At 65.3% G+C, this 18,588-nt stretch carries 9 protein-coding genes and 1 pseudogene; 3 read left to right on the top strand and 7 right to left on the bottom strand.

Annotated elements, in window-relative coordinates:
• Positions 1-62: 62 nt before the first annotated feature.
• From ACOYYX_RS20610 to ACOYYX_RS20590, 5 genes are all read right to left on the bottom strand, one after another.
• Positions 63-6,335 (bottom strand): SdrD B-like domain-containing protein, encoded by a 6,273-nt coding sequence (locus tag ACOYYX_RS20610; protein ID WP_422923251.1) that lies wholly within the window; start codon positions 6,333-6,335, stop codon positions 63-65.
• 646 nt (positions 6,336-6,981) lie between these two features.
• Complete coding sequence (locus ACOYYX_RS20605; protein WP_422923249.1) at positions 6,982-7,674, bottom strand: hypothetical protein; 693 nt, start codon at positions 7,672-7,674, stop codon at positions 6,982-6,984.
• 266 nt (positions 7,675-7,940) lie between these two features.
• Positions 7,941-8,231 (bottom strand): response regulator, encoded by a 291-nt coding sequence (locus tag ACOYYX_RS20600; protein ID WP_422923247.1) that lies wholly within the window; start codon positions 8,229-8,231, stop codon positions 7,941-7,943.
• A gap of 773 nt (positions 8,232-9,004) precedes the next feature.
• Positions 9,005-10,117, bottom strand: a complete 1,113-nt coding sequence (locus ACOYYX_RS20595; RefSeq protein ID WP_422923245.1) for a DUF1559 domain-containing protein — start codon at positions 10,115-10,117, stop codon at positions 9,005-9,007.
• A 91-nt stretch (positions 10,118-10,208) separates the two neighbouring features.
• Complete coding sequence (locus tag ACOYYX_RS20590) at positions 10,209-11,027, bottom strand: IS5 family transposase (RefSeq protein WP_422923154.1); 819 nt, start codon at positions 11,025-11,027, stop codon at positions 10,209-10,211.
• A 255-nt stretch (positions 11,028-11,282) separates the two neighbouring features.
• Between ACOYYX_RS20590 and ACOYYX_RS20585 the strand changes: the two are divergent.
• The 3 genes and pseudogenes from ACOYYX_RS20585 to ACOYYX_RS20575 all read left to right on the top strand — a co-directional run bounded on the left by ACOYYX_RS20585 (position 11,283) and on the right by ACOYYX_RS20575 (position 14,192).
• Positions 11,283-12,668: pseudogene (locus ACOYYX_RS20585) on the top strand (ISNCY family transposase).
• 193 nt (positions 12,669-12,861) lie between these two features.
• Positions 12,862-13,419, top strand: a complete 558-nt coding sequence (locus ACOYYX_RS20580; RefSeq protein ID WP_422923243.1) for a helix-turn-helix domain-containing protein — start codon at positions 12,862-12,864, stop codon at positions 13,417-13,419.
• On the top strand, positions 13,335-14,192 hold the full coding sequence (locus ACOYYX_RS20575) for a transposase (protein ID WP_422923241.1): 858 nt from the start codon (positions 13,335-13,337) through the stop codon (positions 14,190-14,192). The genes ACOYYX_RS20580 and ACOYYX_RS20575 overlap by 85 nt, the downstream gene beginning before the upstream one ends.
• A gap of 479 nt (positions 14,193-14,671) precedes the next feature.
• On the opposite strand, the gene ACOYYX_RS20570 is transcribed toward ACOYYX_RS20575, so the two are convergent.
• Together ACOYYX_RS20570 and ACOYYX_RS20565 are read right to left on the bottom strand one after the other, a co-directional pair.
• Positions 14,672-16,042, bottom strand: coding sequence for a UDP-glucose dehydrogenase family protein (locus ACOYYX_RS20570; protein ID WP_422923240.1), 1,371 nt, complete (start codon positions 16,040-16,042; stop codon positions 14,672-14,674).
• Between the two features lie 2,188 nt (positions 16,043-18,230).
• Entirely contained in the window at positions 18,231-18,461 is a 231-nt protein-coding gene (locus ACOYYX_RS20565) for a hypothetical protein (RefSeq protein ID WP_422923238.1), read from the bottom strand.
• Positions 18,462-18,588 lie beyond the last annotated feature (127 nt).

Below are 18,588 nucleotides of genomic sequence, written 5' to 3'. Positions count from 1 at the left end.
TCCTGTCCTCCCCAGACCCTGTCCGAAACCACAAGTCGAACGTGAGAGATCGCGTCCTGAGCTCACTCGATGGGGAAGAGGCCGTCGGCCTCGAATGAGAGCCATGGGCGCCTGGCCGCGGTGCGATAAGCCCGTGCCAGCGCCTCGTCGCGATAGAAGGCCTCGGCGGCCTCCGCCGGCCCCGACGAGGCCGCGTGGACCTGGGCCGCTGGGACGGCCCGGGCCGAGGGGCTCGAGGCCTGGAGTTGGGGGGCGATCGCCGCGGCAGCCCGGTCTCCCCGTGCGGCGAGGGCGAGCCGGTTCTGGAGGCCGTCGGCGGGGGAGAGCACCGCGAGCCACCAGGCGGGGCGGGACTGGCCGCCGGTGCCCGTCGCGGGGGATCGCGTCGAGATGGGCGCGACCCGGAACCTGACGATCGAGGCCGCATAGTCCCCCCCCGCGCGCCCGTCGGCCTGGCCGTCGAGCGGGATGCCCGACCGGCTCGTCAGGCCGCCCGACGAGCCGTCGACCTTCAGGACGTAGCGCAGGGCCAGGGGCAGGCGGCGCGCCGGAACGAGCGTGACGGTGGTCGAGCCCGCGTCGTAGAAGGCGAGGGCGATCGGGATCCGGCGGCCCGCGAAGGTCGTCAGCACGTAATTGCCGACGTCCCTGGCTCGGGCCGGATCCAGGGCCTCGTTGAAGGTCAGCACGAGGAAGGTCGGTGCGTAGCCGAAGCCGGAGCGCGCGAGGCTCACCACCTGCGGCGGCGTGGTATCGATGGGCGGCGGCGGGGGAGGAGGGGTCGGCGGGGAGTTCGACAGTACGGCGATGGTGAACGTGCTGGTGTCGGTGTTGAGGGGGTTCTTGGTATCTCGGACGCGGACGGTGACGGTGTAGACCCCAGGCGCCACGCCCGGTCCCGGCGTCCAGGTGAGGCGGCCCGAGCCCGGGTCGACCGCCAGTCCCGCCGGGGCGCCCGGGTCGACGGTGAAGACCAGGAAGCCGCCGCTGCTCGGCTGCAGCCTCAAGGCGCGCGACGCCAGCCCCAGCCCGATCTCGAGCGTCTGGCCGGGGACGACCGCGGCGTCGGCGACCGGCAGAATGAGCCGCGGCGTGACGGCGATGTCCACCTCGCCCATCGTGGTGCTGTCGACCGAGCCGATGGTGAAGGCGACGCCCCCCTCCGGCCGGACGAGCGATTCGGGCGAGGGGATCAGGGCCCGGAGGTGGCCCGTCGTTCCGGGGAGCAGCCCCCTGAACGAGTAGTAGCCCTCGGCGTTGGTGGTCGTATACGGCTCGTAAGGGTCGAGGGACCCATTGTTGTTGAGGTCGGCGTAGACGATGACGCCGGCGAGGCCCTCCTCCTGGGCGTTCAGCAGGTCGTCGTTGTTGGTGTCGCTGTAGACGCGTCCGTAGAGTTGGGTCTCCTTCAGGTTGTCGAAGTCGATCGTGTACGTATTGTCGTACGCGGCGACGACCGTGGGGGCGGCGACGACGGAGTGAGATGTGTTGATCAGATACCAGCTGCCGCCGCCGCCGTAGGTGGCCTCGCCGAGGATGAGGTCGAGCTGCCCGTTGCCATTGAGGTCGCCGATGGCCATGTCGTTCGGCAGCGAGCCCTGGGCGGTGAGGGTGAAGAAGAAGTGCCCGTCGCCGGTGTCGAACCCGGCCAGGCCGCGGCCGCCGACCCCCTGGTTGATGTAGGTGAGGGCCTGGCCATATCCGCCGTCGTAGGGCGACTCCACCATGACGATGTCGGGGTAGTTGCCGCCGGCGATGTTGGCGATGGCGAGCTGCGGGACCCGGAGCCCGCCGGCCCTGCCGAAGGGGCCGTTGGTGGAGAGCCCGGGGGTGTAGGCCGAGGCGAAGTTGCCGTCGAGCCCGACCCAGGAGCCCACGGCGGTCTGCTGGAGCACGTAGAGGTTCTGGGTGATCGGGTGGGTAGGATCGTTGTTGAAGAAGGAGTAGTCTGATGTGACGGCGTCGAGGATGCCGTCGTTGTTCAGGTCGCCCAGGGCCATCGGGCCGCCGTTGGCCGGCGAGGGGACCTCGAGGTCGGGGCTGTAGTCACCGTCACTCGATGTGACGCCGAAGGTGCCGTCGCCGTGGCCGTAGAAGATCGAGGACTCGAACTGATAGTCGAGGGTGCCGGGCTCGATGATGAAGCCGAAGTTCATGAACAGGTCGAGGTCGCCGTCATTATTCAGGTCGCCGATCGCCATCGCGTGATCCGAGAGCGCTGCGACGCTGAAGGGCGAGAACGTCCCTCCCGTCGGGATGTCGAGTTCGGCCGTCGCCTGGAAGCCGGCCGAGGCCGAATACTGCACGACGGTCGCGTGATAAGCCAGGTCGCCGAATCCGGAGATGAGCCCGTAGACGACGAGGCTCGATTCGTTGCCGCCGGTGTTGAAATCCCCGCCCACGGCCATGCCGTAGACGGTGTCGAGTTCCTCGTTTTGAGTGTTGTAGGCCACGGTAGAGCCCGAGAAGCCCCCCTGGCTGCCCCAGACGACGGTGACGGTGCCGTCGGTGCCCAGCACGGCGAGGTCGGCGTATCCGTCGCCGTTGAAGTCGCCCGCCTGCATGTCCCGGGAGTTGCCCGGCAGCGAGGTCTCGTAGAAGTGGGTGCCGCCGAACGTGCCGTCGCCATTGCCGTAGAAGTAGTCGATCTGGGAGTCATTCTGGATGAATGCGGTGTAGTCGAGCTTGCCGTCGTTGTTGAAGTCGGCGATGACGACGGCCGAGACCGGCCCGTCGAACGGGTCGGCCGCGACGGCGAAGCCGGGGTCCGTGGTGTAGGGGGCGATCTGCTGCCAGCCCTGGGGCGGCACCTCCCGCACGTTGTAGGTACCGGGCGACTGGGGCGGGAACGCATAGTCCCCGTTGTTGTCGCTGACCGTCGTCGCCACGACCGCGCCCGAGGAATCCAGGAGCTGGACCGTCCATCCCGATCGCGGCTTGGACTTCCCCGAGCCGTCGGTCTCGCTGCCGGTGATCGAGCCCTGGATCACGGGGAGCCTCTGGATCACGAAGTCGTTGCCATCGTAGCGGGCGTAGGGATCCGACGTGACCACGACCGCGGCGTGGTCGAAGCCGTAGCCGTAGGTGGCCCCCTGCGGGAGGATGTAGCGGACCACGTAGGGCGTCGGGCTGGGGGCGAGGCCGACGAACTGGTACGTGCCGTCGACGAGCGTGCCGGTCCTGGGCTCGGTCACGTCGTACTGGCCGTTGTCGTTGAGGTCGAGATAGACGATGACCCCGCCCACGCCTCCGCCGGCGTCCGTCACCGTGCCGGCGATGGTAGTCTCCTGCCAGGCCTGGAAGTCGACGGTGGCCGACGTGCCGTTGTAGGTGAATGTCCGCTCGGCCGAACCGCCGTCGGCGGGGATGATGCCGCCCTGGGGCAGGACCACGCCGACCGTGTAGGCCTGGCCTGCCTGGAAATCCACATCATATTGGCCGAAGGCGTAATTGCCGTCGGCGTCGGTGATGTCGAGCGGGTCGCCTTCGGTGTAGTCGCCCGACCCGTCCGCGTCGATGTACACGGTGAAGCCGGAGAGCGGCCGATTGCGGCCGTCGCCGGTCTCGGTGAGCGTGCCGCCCAGGGCCGCCGCGACGGCGAAGCTCGGGGTGGACTGGTTGACCTGGCTGACGACGGGCGTGTCGAAATCGTCCGTGAGCAGGAAGTAGGGATAATAGGTGCCCGGGGGCAGATGGAGCTTCGAAAGGTCGGCGGTGGCGGTGACGATGTTGTCGCCTTGGGAATCGCTCGACAGCACGCCCGGCCCGACGTAGATGCCCTGCGGGGCCAGGACGTTGATCTTGGCGCCCGGATCCGTGGTGAGGTAGAGCGTGGCCTTGGTCCTGTCCATGGCGGCCGGGTCGAGTTCCGTGTAGTTGAGGACCGACAGCGTCGACCCCTGGACGGTGGGGAACGCCTCGCCGAGCCCCAGGGGCGTGTAGGCGGGCATCCCCGTCCAGGCGATCGAGGCGGGGTCGAGCTGGTCCTGGCTGTAGACGGTGATGACATACGTGTCGGGCGGGAGCGGGTTGCCGAAGTAATAGAGGTTCATCCCCTCGATGTGCTGGCCCGCGGGAGCGACCAGCCCCGAGATGTCGGCGACGTTCGCCCGCGGGAAGTCGCCGGACACCGACCCGTGATGGTCGGCCACCACCTGCCCGGCCGAGTTCGTCAGGGTGACGTAGTAGTCGCCGCCCCCGGCGTCGGGCCACTGGGCGACGAAGTTGAAGCCGGTGTTCCCGGCCGGCTGTCCCGGGACGGAGCCATCGGGCATGGAGAATTGATGGGCATAGGCGTTGTACTGCGGCTGTTGGCTGGCGTCCGCCTGGAGGCCGGCGACGCCGCTGTTGCCCAGGAACGAGGTGGCGCCGGAGATCACGTCGTACTTGAAGCCGAGGTCGCCGATGATCGGCAGGTGGATCCACGCGGCCAGGAAGCCCGACGGGTCGCTGCCGGCCGCCGCGTCGTACTTGAAGAGGAAGTCGGCCGAGGCGATCTGCTTGCCGCCGATGATGGGGATGAACGTGGGCACGTTGATCGCCGCCATTGCCGAGATCACGAATGAGCCGTTGTCCCACAGGAAGCTGCCGCTGGCCGTGAACAGACCGTCCAGGAACGACGCGCTCAGCTGGACGGAGTAGATGTCCTGGGACCAGTCGAGCTTGACGTTGCCGTCGATGGAGGTCCCGATGATCGACGACAGCTTGTGGGTGCTCAGGTCGATCGACGCGGCCACGCCGATGTCGCCCTGGAGGTCGAGCTCGTCATCGTCGACGGTGAACGCACCGTAGGCCTGGATGATCCGCACGTCCTGGCCGTTGATATTGAGGGCATTGCCGAAGGCCAGCCCGATCGAGCCGGAGAGGGACCAGTCGGAGGTGCCGAAGCCGTCGAGCTGCCCCGAGATCTCCGTGACGAAGATGTCCGTGTCGCCGATGGGGATGCCCGGTCCCTGGATCGACAGCCCGATATCCTTCAGCTCGAAGCCGTCGTGGAACTCGAACGTGAAGTCGCCGAAGACGGACCAGTCCCCCGGCAGGGTGATGGTCCCCCTGCCGCCGAGGATGAAGTCCAGGCCCTGGTCGTTCGTCTCGTTCTCGAAGAAGAGGTCGAAGTCCTTGATCGAGAACGCCCCGAGCTTGAGGTCGGACATCTTCAGCTCGAGCTCCTCGAACTCGACCGCCCCCGTCTCGGGGTCGATGAAGAGCCCCGGCGTGCCGTCGGACTTCTCCAGGCTGGCCGTGAACTTGATCTTGTCGAGCGTCAGGCTGATGCCGCCCCCGATGGCGATCTCCTGGTCGGGACCCCGGTAGATGATCGTCAGGTCCTCCGCGTGGACCTGCAATCCGCCGAGCTGGAATCCCCCCGTGACGTCCACGTTGAGGTTCTGGAGATCCCATTGGTCGAACGCGAGGCCCGGGTCGGTGGTCACTCCGAGGTCCACCGCGACGTCCAGGGCGAACACACTGTCGTTCGCCGAGGGGGACGAGGCGGAGGACTTCGGCGGCGTCGTGGTGACGGATCCCTTGCCATAGATGCTAAAGGTGCCGAGTTGGTCGGCGAAGTCGAGGGTGAGCCCGTCCGCCTTGAATGTCAGGCCGTTGACGGCGAACGCGCCGGTGATGGCGACCGAGAGGCCGCCGAACTCGAAGCTGTTGTGCCCGATGTTGTAATAGAGGACGTCGGATCCCTGGATGGCGACGGAGATCTTGTTGCCCGACGTCCCATCGGGACCCTTGCCGGGCAGGGGGATGTCGACCTCGCCCCGGATCGCGAGCTGCAGGGTGTCGCCGTCGTGCGGATCGAGCGCGAATCCGAGCGAGTCGATCTCGACGTGGAATCTCCCCGCGTCATATGTATACGGGTTGGAGATCGACCCGCCGCCGTTGACGATGTTCGTGGCATTCAGGGGGAGATCCGTGCCGGAGGCCAGGATCGGCCCCTGCGTGGGGTCGCTTGAGTCGTAGGCCCGGAGCGACCCGGTGACGTCGAAGTCCCCCGTGGGATTGTCCTCGGTGCCGAAGGTGAGCTCGCCGTCCTGCATCACGAGCATGGGCACGAAGTTTTGTTCGGGCGTGGCCGTATAGAGGCCGATCTCGATCGGGCCGTCGTCGGAGCTGACCGTGGTGGACGTGCCGCCCGGCTGGATATCCCCCAGAATTGTGAGCTGCTGGGCGATGTTGGTGTAGCCGACGGCCGGCGTGATCCGCACCTCCAGTGGCTCCGGCGAGAGCGGGATGTATGGCCTCCGCACGAGCTTCCGAAACGCTGAGCCGCCGTTACGGGGCACCTGCCTGGCCGAGCGATACATTGCGCCTCCGGGTGTCTTCGCCAAGGTGTCCGGTCCATGCGAGGGCTGGCGCGCGGACCCCCATCTCGCCGGACGTCCGCACCGGGGACGATCGGCCTTACGTAGAACGTCAGGCGTTGGAATTTAAGCGAGGCGTCACCGAGGATTGCGTGGAATGGCCGCGGGCGGAACTCTCCCCCGCCCGGGATGGACCATCAATCGTCGACTCATGAGCCGGGGGTGAACTTGCCGCGTACCGAGCCCGCACGCCTCTGCTTCGGATATTTGGCGCAACGGGCCAGCGAGTCCGATTCTGGGACCGCTTAAAACGCAGGGTGAAAGTTCGCCCGACGGGATTCAGTTGCTTCCATGCTTATTTCAACCTGTCCGCACCGGTGTTGCAAGACTGGGCCGGGTGGAAATTTTACGATTGGATAATTTCCGCAAGATACGGTGAGCGCCGGGTCGGTTCGGCGAGATATCGGGATCCCGCCGTGCTGAATTGCGCCTTGAGCCTGCTTCGGTTCGTCGGTCATCGTAGCTTAGGCGCGGGGACACCTGGCATCGACATCGAGATGCCGGACGTTCGGCCGCTCCCGGCTATCAACGCCGCGCTCGAGCTGAGGCGGTACGGCGCCGAGGATGCGGCGAAGTTCCTCGAGCCGGTCGGCGGCGCATGTCCCCCGGCGGCCTAGGCCAGGATGACGCACCCGGCCAGGCCGGCCAGGCTCCCCTTGTGCGTCAGGCCGACGGCCAGGCGTGGCATCACCACCCCGAACGCTTCCGCCTCGGGATCCTCCGGCATGCCGGAGGCGTTTTCCAGATTATCGCCTATTCGAATATAAGCGGCGTCGATGAATTCCGGCCGGGACCGGAACCAGCGGACCGCCTCCTTCCATCGGCCCAAGTCGGGATCGTCCTTGAAGACCTCCTCGACCACGGCCCACCATTCGCCGGCCTCGGCCATCGGCTCGACGGCCACCTCGGCCTGCGGGAAGATCGTCCCCGCGAACCGGCCGCGGATCAGGTCGCCGTCGATCCGTGCGGGGGCGGTTACGCCCTGGCTCGCCGTGTTGTAGAATGGGCGGAACTCGTTGCCGCCCGACCCGCCCGCGATCATCAGGCCATGGACGACCGCCTCCGCCTCGGCGGCCATCCGCCGGCATAAGGCCAGCTCGCCGGGATCGACGGCGAATCGCACGGCCTCGCCGCGGCGGGCGATGGTGCCGTCCCCGTAGATGACGATCCGCTTCGAGAGGACGTTCCCCGGCCAGTCCTGGCTCCAGGTCTTCTCGGCGTCCCACGGCTGATAGCTGGCGGCCTCCAGGAGGGGCTCGAGCAGGGCGGGGTCGGGGTCGAAGCGAGTGATGAGGGTCTCGGGCATGCCTGATATCCCAGTTCGGTGAATCCGGATTGGGGGGGCTGCGGCCGATTCTAAATGCGTTGATGCCGCACGGGAAGAGGTCCTACCGCACCGCCGGCGGGCGACCGTCGGATCCCGCCCCGCATGGTGGATGCCATCGAGGCCCACGAGGCCGGGCGCCACGCCCGGGCGAGGTCGACGCCCCCGGGAGATGCCGCGGCATTTCCTCGGGCCCCGAGGCGACTGCCAGGTGGAGCTGCCCTGCGCCACCGGGATCGGGACGCCGATCATCTACCAGCAAAGTCGCGCGTCGCGGCGACCAGATAGCCGGCGACCATGCGTTTATCAACATGATCGGATGCCCCGGCTTCGAGCATGGCTTTCCGATAGCCGGGTTCTTCGCGGGCGCTCAACGCGACCACGAGAATTCGCGGATGCGACTGAGGGATTTGCCGCGTCGCCTCGATTCCCCCAATCCCGGGCATCGACACGTCAATCAAGACGACGTCGGTGCCCGGGTGGCGTACCTCTTCGACGACCGTCTCGCCGTCGGCCGCGTAGATCCTCGGCGATCGCAAGGGCGGTTCCTTCGCAGGTCCGCATGGCGGATGGGGAGCGGAGTCGGCCGACGATCATCCGGTCGTCCGCATCGCGATTTCGCATGCCCACGGCATCGTGGTTCGCCTACGTCGGCGTTCGAGACGCGATGCGACTCTGCACCGGCCCGAGGAAAGGTGGAAAGAGGCCGGCGCCGGGGGTCTTCGGACCCTCTCGCCGCGCTCGAACTGAACGATCGCCGACGGACCGCGCATCGTCCGCCGACTCGCGCCTCGAGGATCCGTCGTGACGGCGACATTCATCGTCGTCGCCCGCTAGCCCCTCCGGCAGCGCCTCGCCTCGTTGCGAGTCGTTGAATCATTCCATCTGCTAAGGAGATGCCGAACGGGAACTATGCGAGAGTTGTCGGGAGCCGTGAATGAATCGATCGGCAAGTTATGAAAGAGCCGTGATCAATAAGCAGTTTGCTCTATGCTACTTAGGTTATGACACCTGGTCCAAAATTGTCGCGGCTCCCGGCCCGCATGGGGGCTGGACTGGCCGAGAGATTCGAGGTACGGGCGCGTCATTTCGAGACAGTTCTCAATCCGAGGTGCGATTTACGCCGCCGAAAACCAGATCGAGACGACCTTTGGGGGCACGCCCGGCATGCGGTCGATCGCCGCCGGCGGAGATTTGGTCGCGTCAGTCCGGTAGGGGGATAACGGCTTGCCGGGCGCAAGATAAAGCCCGGGATCCTTTCGATCCCGGGCACGTGCGATGCGATGAATGCGGATGGGGCTCGAGCGGCCGATCAGAACTGGTCGGCGGAGATGACCTCGCCTCCGCGCAGTGTGATGAGCCCACGCAGCGTGACGAGGCTGATGCTGTCCTTGAGGAAGCGGACGCTGCCGTCGCCCATGAGGACATTCACTCCCCCGGGGTGGAACGAGAAGAGCTCGTCGTTGGCTCCGGCGTTGTTGCCGGCCGTCGCCATGGCGCCCGAGCCGGGGCCCGCCGAGGCCTGCCAGGCCGTCTGCTCGTGGGACGGGCGGTACTTGTTGTTCGGCGCGCCCGAGACGCCGAAGCCCGCATCGGGCTCCGCCCACCTCCAGTATCGCCGCGCCGCGACGGTCCCGCCGGCGGGCCCCTGGCCGCGAGGATCCCCCTGCGATCCGCCGGGCGAGAGCTGGAGCTCGGTATAGGGGCTGAGATAGGTCTCGTCGCGTCCGGCGTCCTCGCCGAAGGCGACCGTGTTGCTGGTCCCGTCGGTGATCTCGCCGATGCGAGTCTGGCCCTGCTTCAGCAGGCCGTCCTGCCGGGTCGTCTTGTCGCGATAAGGGGTGGCGGCGGTGGCTCCGCTTCCGGCGATCGAGAGGATCGGCGAGATGTCGGTGTAGACGGTCGGGCCGTAGTCGCCGTAGCCATAGCCGCGGCCGAAGGTCGTGGTGATGGGATCATTCGGGTCGGCGCCATCGCGATCGGTGCCGATCCGGGTCGACGAGGGGCAGATGAAAACGCGGATGACCGTCGATGCGCCCGTGTAGTTCATCCCGGTCGCCTCGTTGTAGGCCGCCACGAAGTTGAGGGCGTTGAAGGAGGCGTTCCCCTCCATGTAGGGGAGGAGGCGGGCCAGCGAGCTCCAGCTGCCGTCGACGAATTGGGTGCCCGGGCCCGCAGGGAAGCTGTAGTTCGTCGATTCTCCGCCGGGCGGGAACGAGCCGCTGGTGCTCTCGTAGTTGTGGAGCCCAAGGCCTATCTGCTTGAGGTTATTGGTGCACTGGGCACGGCGTGCGGCCTCGCGGGCCGCCTGCACCGCGGGTAACAGCAGGGCGATCAGGACGGCGATGATCGCGATCACGACCAACAGCTCGATTAGCGTGAAGCCCGATAATCGAGCACGAGCCCGGGAGGACAAGGCACTCATCACAGGATCCTTTCTTTAAGTAAGTCTAAATTCGTCTACGAGTCGAATTCGGCAGCCTTAATTGGGGCTACACGAGACGCCCTTAGAGGTCCTAACAAAAATGGTAGAGCTGTAGTTGGCTGAAGCAGATCAGCGAGCAACCCAGCTTGAGGAATGCCCGATGGATCGAGGCCGTGCGGTCCTTCCTCACACGGAGCCTGCCCAAGTTGTGCAGCCACGATAAGGTCCGCTCCACCGGCCAGCGGTGCACCCCCAGCCCGCTGCCGTGGGCCTCGTTCCGCCGCGCGATCCTGGGGCGGATGCCCCGCCGTCGCAATCGCTCCCGATGAGGCTTCGAGTCATACGCCCGGTCGGCATACAACTCGTCCGGCCTTTGCCGCGGGCGTCCCGGCCCGCCGGCGACCGGCGGGATCGCATCCACGACCCCCTCCAGCTCGGTGACGTCGTTCTTATTGCCCGCCGTCAGGGTCGCCGCCAGCGGCACACCGCCGGCATCGGTCACGATGTGGTGCTTGCTCCCCGCCTTGCGGCGATCAACCGGGCTCGGGCCCGTCTCCTCGCCGCCGCCCCGGGCCCGGGCGTGCGAGCCGTCGACCGCGGCCCGCCGCCAGCCGATCCGATCGGCGTCGCGCAGCTCGGCCAGGAGCAGCGCGTGGAGCCGGTCCCAGACGCCGGCCTCGCCCCAGTCGCGGAGCCTCCGCCAGCAGGTCATGCCGCAGCCGCAGCCCATCTCCCGAGGGAGGTCCTCCCAGTCGATGCCGGATTTGAGGACGAAGATGATGCCGGTCAAGGCCTTGCGATCCTCGACCGGGGGCCGGCCGGGCCTGTCGGCCCGCTTGGGCTTCTTGCGGGGCGGCAGCAGGGGCTCGATCCGGCACCACAATTCGTCGGGCACGATGGGCTTGGCCATGGCGATGTCTCCATCAAAGGTGATGGCCTTAATGTCTGCACATGGCATGCCCTGTGGCCAATTCTGTTAGGGCTTCAAGATGCGTGCAAACCCCTTGTTTTCAAGGGTTTGGTGGATCCAATCAGCAACATGGACTGGCCACCAAAGCCATTTCGCACCGCAAACTAGTACTAGTTTGCGGTGCGAAATGGGCTGGATTATGCTGGCTTTCGGCCGAATCTCCATGCCTCGACCCCTCACCCGGAGGGCCCGGCGATGCTCCGCGACCGATATGAGCCCGTCGACCTGTTCCGGCTGATCCCCCAGCTCGGGCTGGCCATGGAGACCTGACTCGCCGCGCTCGATCGGCTCCTCGACGACGACCGGGTCATCGCCGCCGTCCGGGCCGACTTCGTGCGGAGGTACAGGCTCACCGCCTCGCACGGACGACCCTCGACGCCGGTCGAGGTCCTGCTCCGAATTCTCGTCGTCATGCGGATCTACGGATGGAGCTATGAACAGGCGGAGTACCTCGTCAAGGACAGCCTCGTCCTCCGCCAGTTCTGCCGCGTCTATCTCGAGCGCGTCCCCGACGACACCACCCTGATCCGATGGGCCAATACGCTCGGGCCCGAGGCGATCCGGAAGCTCAACGACCGGGTCGTCGAGCTGGCCCGGCGGAAGAAGATCGCCCGCGGCCGCAAGCTCCGCGTCGACACCACGGCGGTCGAGGCCGACATCCACTTCCCCACCGACGGCGGCCTGATCGGCGACGGCGTCCGCGTCGCCTCGCGGCCCTTCCGCAGGACGAAGGCGGTGCTGGGGGAGGCCGCCGAGGGGCTCGGCAACGCCTTCCGGGGCCGGGTCCGCACCGTGCGGAGGATCTCCCGGGAGCTGCACCGGATCGCGCGTCGCGAGGGCGAGGAGGCCCGGTCGGCGATGAGGGCCGGATACGAGAAGCTTGTGGCCACCGCCCGCGAGACCGCGTCCCAGGCGGCGAGGGTGGGGGAAATCCTGGAGGATCACACCGAGGCCAAGGCCGGTCGCATTCGCGCGCGACTCGGCGAGCTCATGCCGCGCCTGACGCGCTGCATCGACCAGGCGGTGCGGCGCGTGCTCCGGGGAGAGTCGGTCCCCTCCGCCGAGAAGATGGTCTCGATCTTCGAGCCGCACAGCCAGGTGATCCCGCGGCACAAGGCGGGCAAGTCGGTGGAGTTCGGCCGCAAGATCCGGCTCGACGAGGTCGAGGGCGGGATCGTCAGCGGCTACGCGATCCTCGACCGGGGCGGAGGCCAGGACCAGCCGTATCTGGCCGACGCCCTCGATCAGCATCGACGCATGTTCGCCCGGGCTCCCGACCTGCTCGCGGCCGACCGCGGGATGTCCTCGGCGGGGAATCAACGCCTGGCACGGGAGCGTGGCGTGAGGCATGTCGCCCTGCCGCACGCGGGCAAGGCCCCGCCCGGTCGCCGGGAGCTCGAGAAGGAGCGTTGGTTCCCCCGGGGGTATCGGTTCCGCGCGGGGATCGAGGGGCGGATCCACGCGCCGAAGCGGGATTTCGGGCTGAGACGCTGCCGATATCGGGGCGAGGACGGGATGGGCCGATGGGTCGGATGGGGGATCGTGGCGCACAACCTGTCGAAGGTCGCGGAAACCGGATGAGGTAGGTGGACGGGGCAAACTTCAGGTGGTCGACATCCTCGTGACGATCTGGAACCCCACCTGAGTCATCGCCCCATCAGATTATCGTGTGAACGATTTCGCACCACAAACTAGTGGGTCAAGCGACTTGCCCATAGCCATAATGGCCTGATCCCCGGTACGGTAGGCGGCCTCTCGCACCACGGAGGCCGCCATGTCGCGTCGCAAGAAGGACCCGCTCCGCGAATTGACCGAACCGGAGCGGCAGGAATTGGAGCGGCTCGCCCGTTCGCAGGTGGCCCCCGCCGTCGAGGTGACACGGGCCAGGCTCCTGCTCGCCGTCGCCTCGGGCGACGACTACCAGGCGGCGGCCCTGTCCGTCGGACGCCGCTCCGGCGACGCCGTCGCCCACCTCGTCGCTCGCTTCAACGCCGAGGGCCTCGCGGCCCTCGCGCCACGCCACGGCGGCGGCCGGCGGGCGACCTACGGCCCGGAGCAGCGAGCCAGGATCGTCGCCGAGGCCGCACGCCGGCCGGACCCCGAGGCCGACGGCACCGCGACCTGGTCGCTCTCGACCTTGCAGGAGGCCCTCCGCAAGGCACCCGACGGGCTGCCCGGGGTCTCGACCGATACCATCCGCCGGGCCCTGCACGAGTCCGGCGTCAGCTATCAGCGGACACGCACCTGGTGCCCGACCGGCAAGGCCCTGAGGCGACGCAAGGCCGGGCCCGCGGTCGTCACCGACCCGGATGCCGATGCGAAAAAAAGCTGATCGAGGACGCCTACCGGACCGGCGAGGCGGCCGGGCTGGCGGTCTGGTGCACCGACCAGGCCGGGCCCTACCAGACCATCCCCTACCCGGGCCCGTCCTGGCGGCCCGAGGGCGACCCGGCCCGGCAGCCGCACGAGTACCTGCGCGACGGCACGGCCAAGGCCCTGACGCTGTTCCGCCCGGCCGACGGCCACGTCCGGGTCAAGGGCGTGACGTCCTGCCCCAACTCCGTGCTGCATCCCTGGCTCGAGGGCGAGCTGGCCGGCATCCTGGCCGTGATGCCCGCCCCATCGGCCGAGTCGACCTCGGCCGGGCGACAGGCCTGGGAACGCTGGCAGGAGGGCCTCTCGATCAGGCCGACCCTGCCGGACGAGCCGCCCCCGCCGCGGATGCTCCCGGTGCTGGACAACCTGGCCGGCCACAAGACGCCCTCGTTCGTCGCATGGCTGTTCGATCACGGTATCATGCCCTTATATACGCCGGTGGGCGGGTCGTGGCTGAACATGGCCGAGAGCGTGCAGCGGATCTTCAAGCGGAGGGCGTTGGACGGCCAGTACCCGACCGACACGGCCCAGATCATCTCCCGGTACGAGGCCGCGGCCCGGCACCGGGACGCGGCCCCGACCCCGTTCGTGTGGGGCGGCAAGCGGGCCGATCGCAGGCGCCGCCAGCGAGAGCGGCGGCACGTACTGGGCGGCTCTGGGGCATGCTCCAGGTTCCCGATCCCAAAACAAACCACCTTATGGCCACAGGCAAGTCGCTTGACCCACTAGCGGCGGCCCGGCTCACCACGAGCCGGGCCGCCCTACCGCTCACTTGGAAGGCATTATGGCCGGTACATCGAGGAGATGTTCTCGAAGTTCAAGGAGTACCTCCGACGTGTCGGGGCGAGGGAGAAGGTGCACCTGTACGATGCGATTGCGGAGGGGCTGAGGCGGATCAGGGCGAGGGATATCCAGGGATGGTTCCAGCATGCCGGATTAGGTGCCACCCGAGCGTGATCCGCTGTATGGGACAGACTCTGAGGCGATTCCGCTGGGCCGCCTCGCCGATGACCTGAGGAGTTGCTGACACACCTGAACAATGGTGAGCGAGGACGGACCGACCATCCCAGGCTCTGCCGCTCTCCGAGGCGTTTGGCTCGCTATTCAAAAGACCGGCTTGTTGACGTTCCGATTTCCTGCTCCTCTCCCGCGAAGCCGGGCGAACTACCAACGCGTCCTTTGCGAGGGTCGCCTATGGCAGTTCGGCGTCAGTCGCGAAGGAATTGCCAGTCCGTTTCGGCCGTGCTAAAAGCTTGGAGGATGGCGTCTCGGTCGACCCTGGCGCGACCGATCCCCTGGTAGACGAACCCTTGCGCGGCCATCTTGGTGGGGTTGTACAGGTTGCGGCCGTCGAAGATGACCGGGCTGCGGAGCAGGCGGATCATGACGTCGAAGTCCGGGTTCCGGAACTCGTTCCACTCGGTCACGATCGCCAGGGCGTCGGCCTGCTCGAGCGCCCCGTACGGGCGGTCGCAGTAGATGATCTTGTCGCCATAGATCTCGCGGACGTTGGGGATGGCCTCGGGGTCATGGACCCGGATCGAGACCCCGGCCTTGAGCAGGGCGTCGATCAGGACCAGCGAGGGCGCCTCGCGGATGTCGTCGGTCCTGGGCTTGAAGGCCAGGCCCCAGATCGCGACCGTCTTGCCCTTGGCCTCGTCGCCGAAGTGCCCGAGGATCTTGTGGACGAGTACATCCTTCTGGGCCTCATTGACGACGTCGACCGACTCCATCATCCGCGCGGGCAGGCCGCGCGACTGCGCCATGTGGATCACGGCGCGGATGTCCTTCGGGAAGCACGAGCCGCCGTAGCCGACGCCCGGGAAGAGGAAGCTGAAGCCGATCCGCTGGTCGTGGCCGATGCCGCGACGCACCTCGTTGATGTCGGCGTTGAACGCCTCGCAGAGGTTCGCCATCTCGTTGATGAAGCTGATCTTCGTGGCCAGCAGGCAGTTGGCCACGTACTTGGTCATCTCCGCGCTCTCGGGGGTCATGACCAGGAACGGGCGGTCGGTGCGGAGGAAGGGCCCGTACAGCTCGCGGAGCCGCTCGCCGACCTCGGGTCGACGGACGCCCACCACCACGCGGTCCGGCTTGTTGAAGTCGTCGATCGCCGCCCCTTCCTTGAGGAACTCGGGGTTGTTGGCGACGTCGAACGGGATGTCGGTCACGGCGGCCATCCGGCGGGCCAGCTCGGCGTTGGTGCCGACCGGGACGGTGCTCTTGATGACGATGATCTTGGGCCCGTCGAGGGACCTGGCGATCCGCTCGCCGACCGCCCAGACGCCGCGGAGGTCGGCGCCACCGTCGTCGCCCTGGGGCGTCCCCACCGCGATGAAGACGATATCCGACTCGATCACGGCCGTGGCGAGATCCGTGGTGAAGCGGAGCCGGCCGTCGCGGAAATTGCGGTGGACCAGCTCGGACAGGCCCGGCTCGTAGATCGGGATGATCCCCTGCTCGAGCTTCGTGATCTTGTCCTCGACCTTATCCACGCAGATGACGTCGTTGCCGCTTTCGGCGAAACACGTGCCCGAGACCAGACCAACATAGCCCGTACCGATGACGGTGATTTTCACGTCGAGGTTCCTTCAACGGAGATGCCGAGGGTGCTGTGTACCGCTCGATAAGAAATCTGGCAATTGATTGGATGTAATCGAATTCAGATCGCTAGCAGGTATGAGCAAACCGCGAGGTCGATCGCAAAAAAACAGAAAACGTCAAGTTCGGCGACTTGAGACCATTCTTGGGCCGAGACATTATGGAGATCTATACCGATACCTGGCAGGGCGTGACATTAAACAGGGAATTGGTGGGGATGCTAATATACATTATCAGACTCGCAACGAAAGTTTTTCAATGTCCATGCCTGGGATCTAAAATCACCCGCCTTCAGGCGGCCACTTCCAGTAAGTTACGTGAGACATCGAAACGACGAAAAGCGAGGCCGGCCCTGGCTTGGCGGGAGCGCTCGTCGGCAAGTCCTCATCGAGAGTTCGAGCCTGGGAAAGCATGAACATGAGGGCCTCGGCACGTGGAATTGTCGGGCTTTCAGCCTCCCTGCGAATCAACCGGATTCTAGCTGGTAGAGCATCGACTTCAATAGCACTTTCATATGTTCCATAAGTCCAATTTTCTAAACAATGGTTACCACACCATTAATCTTCTCCTTATCCCTGGCTAATTCCAACGCTTTTGTCTATAGAAAACTGAAATTCCGCCCACGCTGAAATTGGCCGTCATCGTGGCTCACGTAGAGATAGCCGTCAGAACTGCCTATGAACGAAACGAGTGAACTCATGCAACCCGTAGCCAACGAAGACGAAACGTTGGCCAGGGAACAACATCGTCAACGCTCGCATGGGCCAGGCCGAAGTGTGGTATGGTCGTCATTATCGGTGCGTAACAGGTCCGCAAGTACCGGCAAAGCCCAGTCGCGACTCATCCAGGCGATCGGACGAGGATCGACACGAAAACCCAGCGGTGGCTGAACCTCCGGGCGATGTAGGAGTGCGAGGAGAAAGCGGGGTCGCAGTCAGGCCTTGTCGTAGACACATCGGCCTGCGTGGGCATCGACAGTGTCGTCGCCTGCGATGATGACGGGGCCGCGTGGGCATAGGCGATCGAGAACCAGGCGAGCGAGGCTGCAGCCGTCCATCAGGCCCGACCAAAGGATCCGCGAGAGGACGCGATGAAAAAAGGTTCGAAACCCCGACGATCTGCAGCACGTTGGTGACGATAAGGTAGCCCTGGACAAGGGCCGCGGCCAGGTGCAGGACGACGGATCGCCGATAGGTCGTGACAGCGAAGATCGGATGGAAGACATCGAGCAGGGGGAGGTCTCGGATGGTAGAATGATGATGGGCCTGTCCTCGGTCGGCAGCCTTGAGATGCGTCAGAAACACTTCAAGTTAACGGCGTCGCCGCCCCGCGAAGGTGGCATCAGTCGATGCAGAGCAGGCCGTTAGCATTAGATGAAGGGCAACTACTTAATATTTACCAAGCGTTTAAGCCTTTCCCTGACTAGAAATCTTGCTGGGCTGTCAGGAAAGTCTTTAAGAAACTTAAAATATGCATTTGAAGCCTCGAAAAGCTTCTTTTCGTCGTCGAGATTCTTTGCGGCGTGGTACGCATCTGCTGCCGCCCGGACATCAGCCTTCGTGGTCGAGATCTTCGAATATCTTGACTCGACGTTGGCTCGTTTCGAGGGCTGTGGTTCTGGTTCGGGTCTTGCATCGTGTTTGCGGGTATACGACTGCGTGGCGAGGGGGGAGGGCGGCCGTCCGTCAGATACATTGGGCGATCGTGGGCTCGGAATTGACTGAGGTGGCTTTCTGTGTTCAGCAAAATGTGGTCGAACTCTCGGCCAATTTCCTTGAAATATAATCGACACGCCGATTGCGCATAACGCTAGGGACAGCAATATCGCGAGAATGAGCGTTGGTTTAAAACTTCGACCTACGCCAGAATTGATCTCCTCCCCACAGCCGGGGCAAAGCTCTGTAAAATGGCGGACTTTCGCGTGGCAATTAGGACAGGCCGGGGGATTTGGCATAAATCACCTCCCTATTTCAAATGAACATGTTTTGTCTAATACCTGTCAAATTAAAGAAACCTCTATTCAAACTATATAGAATGGTGCATAGTTAATGGGCATATCATGCCAAGCCAGCAAGTAACATCGGCCGCAATAGGACAAAGTGTGAAAACCATGCGTTGAAACTCTTCAAGATCCTCTTGAGTTCGAACCAAACAGTGCTGCTACATCTAGTCGTAGTCTTCAGCGAGGCCATCGAGGAAGACGAATGGCCACCTGAATACAGCATACAGGACGAACAGAGTGGCGATCCAGAGAATGGCTGTTCCCTCTATGCTCGTCGCCAGAACGCGATAACACCCCGAGGCTTCCGCGTGAATTAGCACGATCGTGACGCTGGCGATCACGCCTTCGAGCGTTCCAAAGACAATCGCGTCCGCAATGCGTAAAAACCGACGCATGTCCGCTTGTGCCCCCCATGTTGATCGTAGGATAAAGTCATCCAACCCGCATAAGAGGTCGATTTAGTGAGCAAAAAATGGCCAACAATCGTTACGCGCATGATTTGGCGGATAGACCTCCAGGAAA

The sequence above is a fragment of the Singulisphaera chitinilytica genome, assembly GCF_049331405.1.
Classification (GTDB): Bacteria; Planctomycetota; Planctomycetia; order Isosphaerales; family Isosphaeraceae; genus PoT.
The sequence above is the reverse complement of the archived record's forward strand: the minus strand, read 5'-3'. Positions and strand labels throughout refer to the sequence as shown.

What these genes read in the sequence shown, in the direction of transcription:
- ACOYYX_RS20605 (WP_422923249.1), bottom strand. Translation starts at nt 7,674, where the DNA reads ATGCCCGAGACCCTCATCACTCGCTTCGACCCCGACCCCGCCCTGCTC.
- ACOYYX_RS20595 (WP_422923245.1), bottom strand. Translation starts at nt 10,117, where the DNA reads ATGAGTGCCTTGTCCTCCCGGGCTCGTGCTCGATTATCGGGCTTCACG.
- ACOYYX_RS20590 (WP_422923154.1), bottom strand. Translation starts at nt 11,027, where the DNA reads ATGGCCAAGCCCATCGTGCCCGACGAATTGTGGTGCCGGATCGAGCCC.
- ACOYYX_RS20580 (WP_422923243.1), top strand. Translation starts at nt 12,862, where the DNA reads ATGTCGCGTCGCAAGAAGGACCCGCTCCGCGAATTGACCGAACCGGAG.
- ACOYYX_RS20565 (WP_422923238.1), bottom strand. Translation starts at nt 18,461, where the DNA reads ATGCGTCGGTTTTTACGCATTGCGGACGCGATTGTCTTTGGAACGCTC.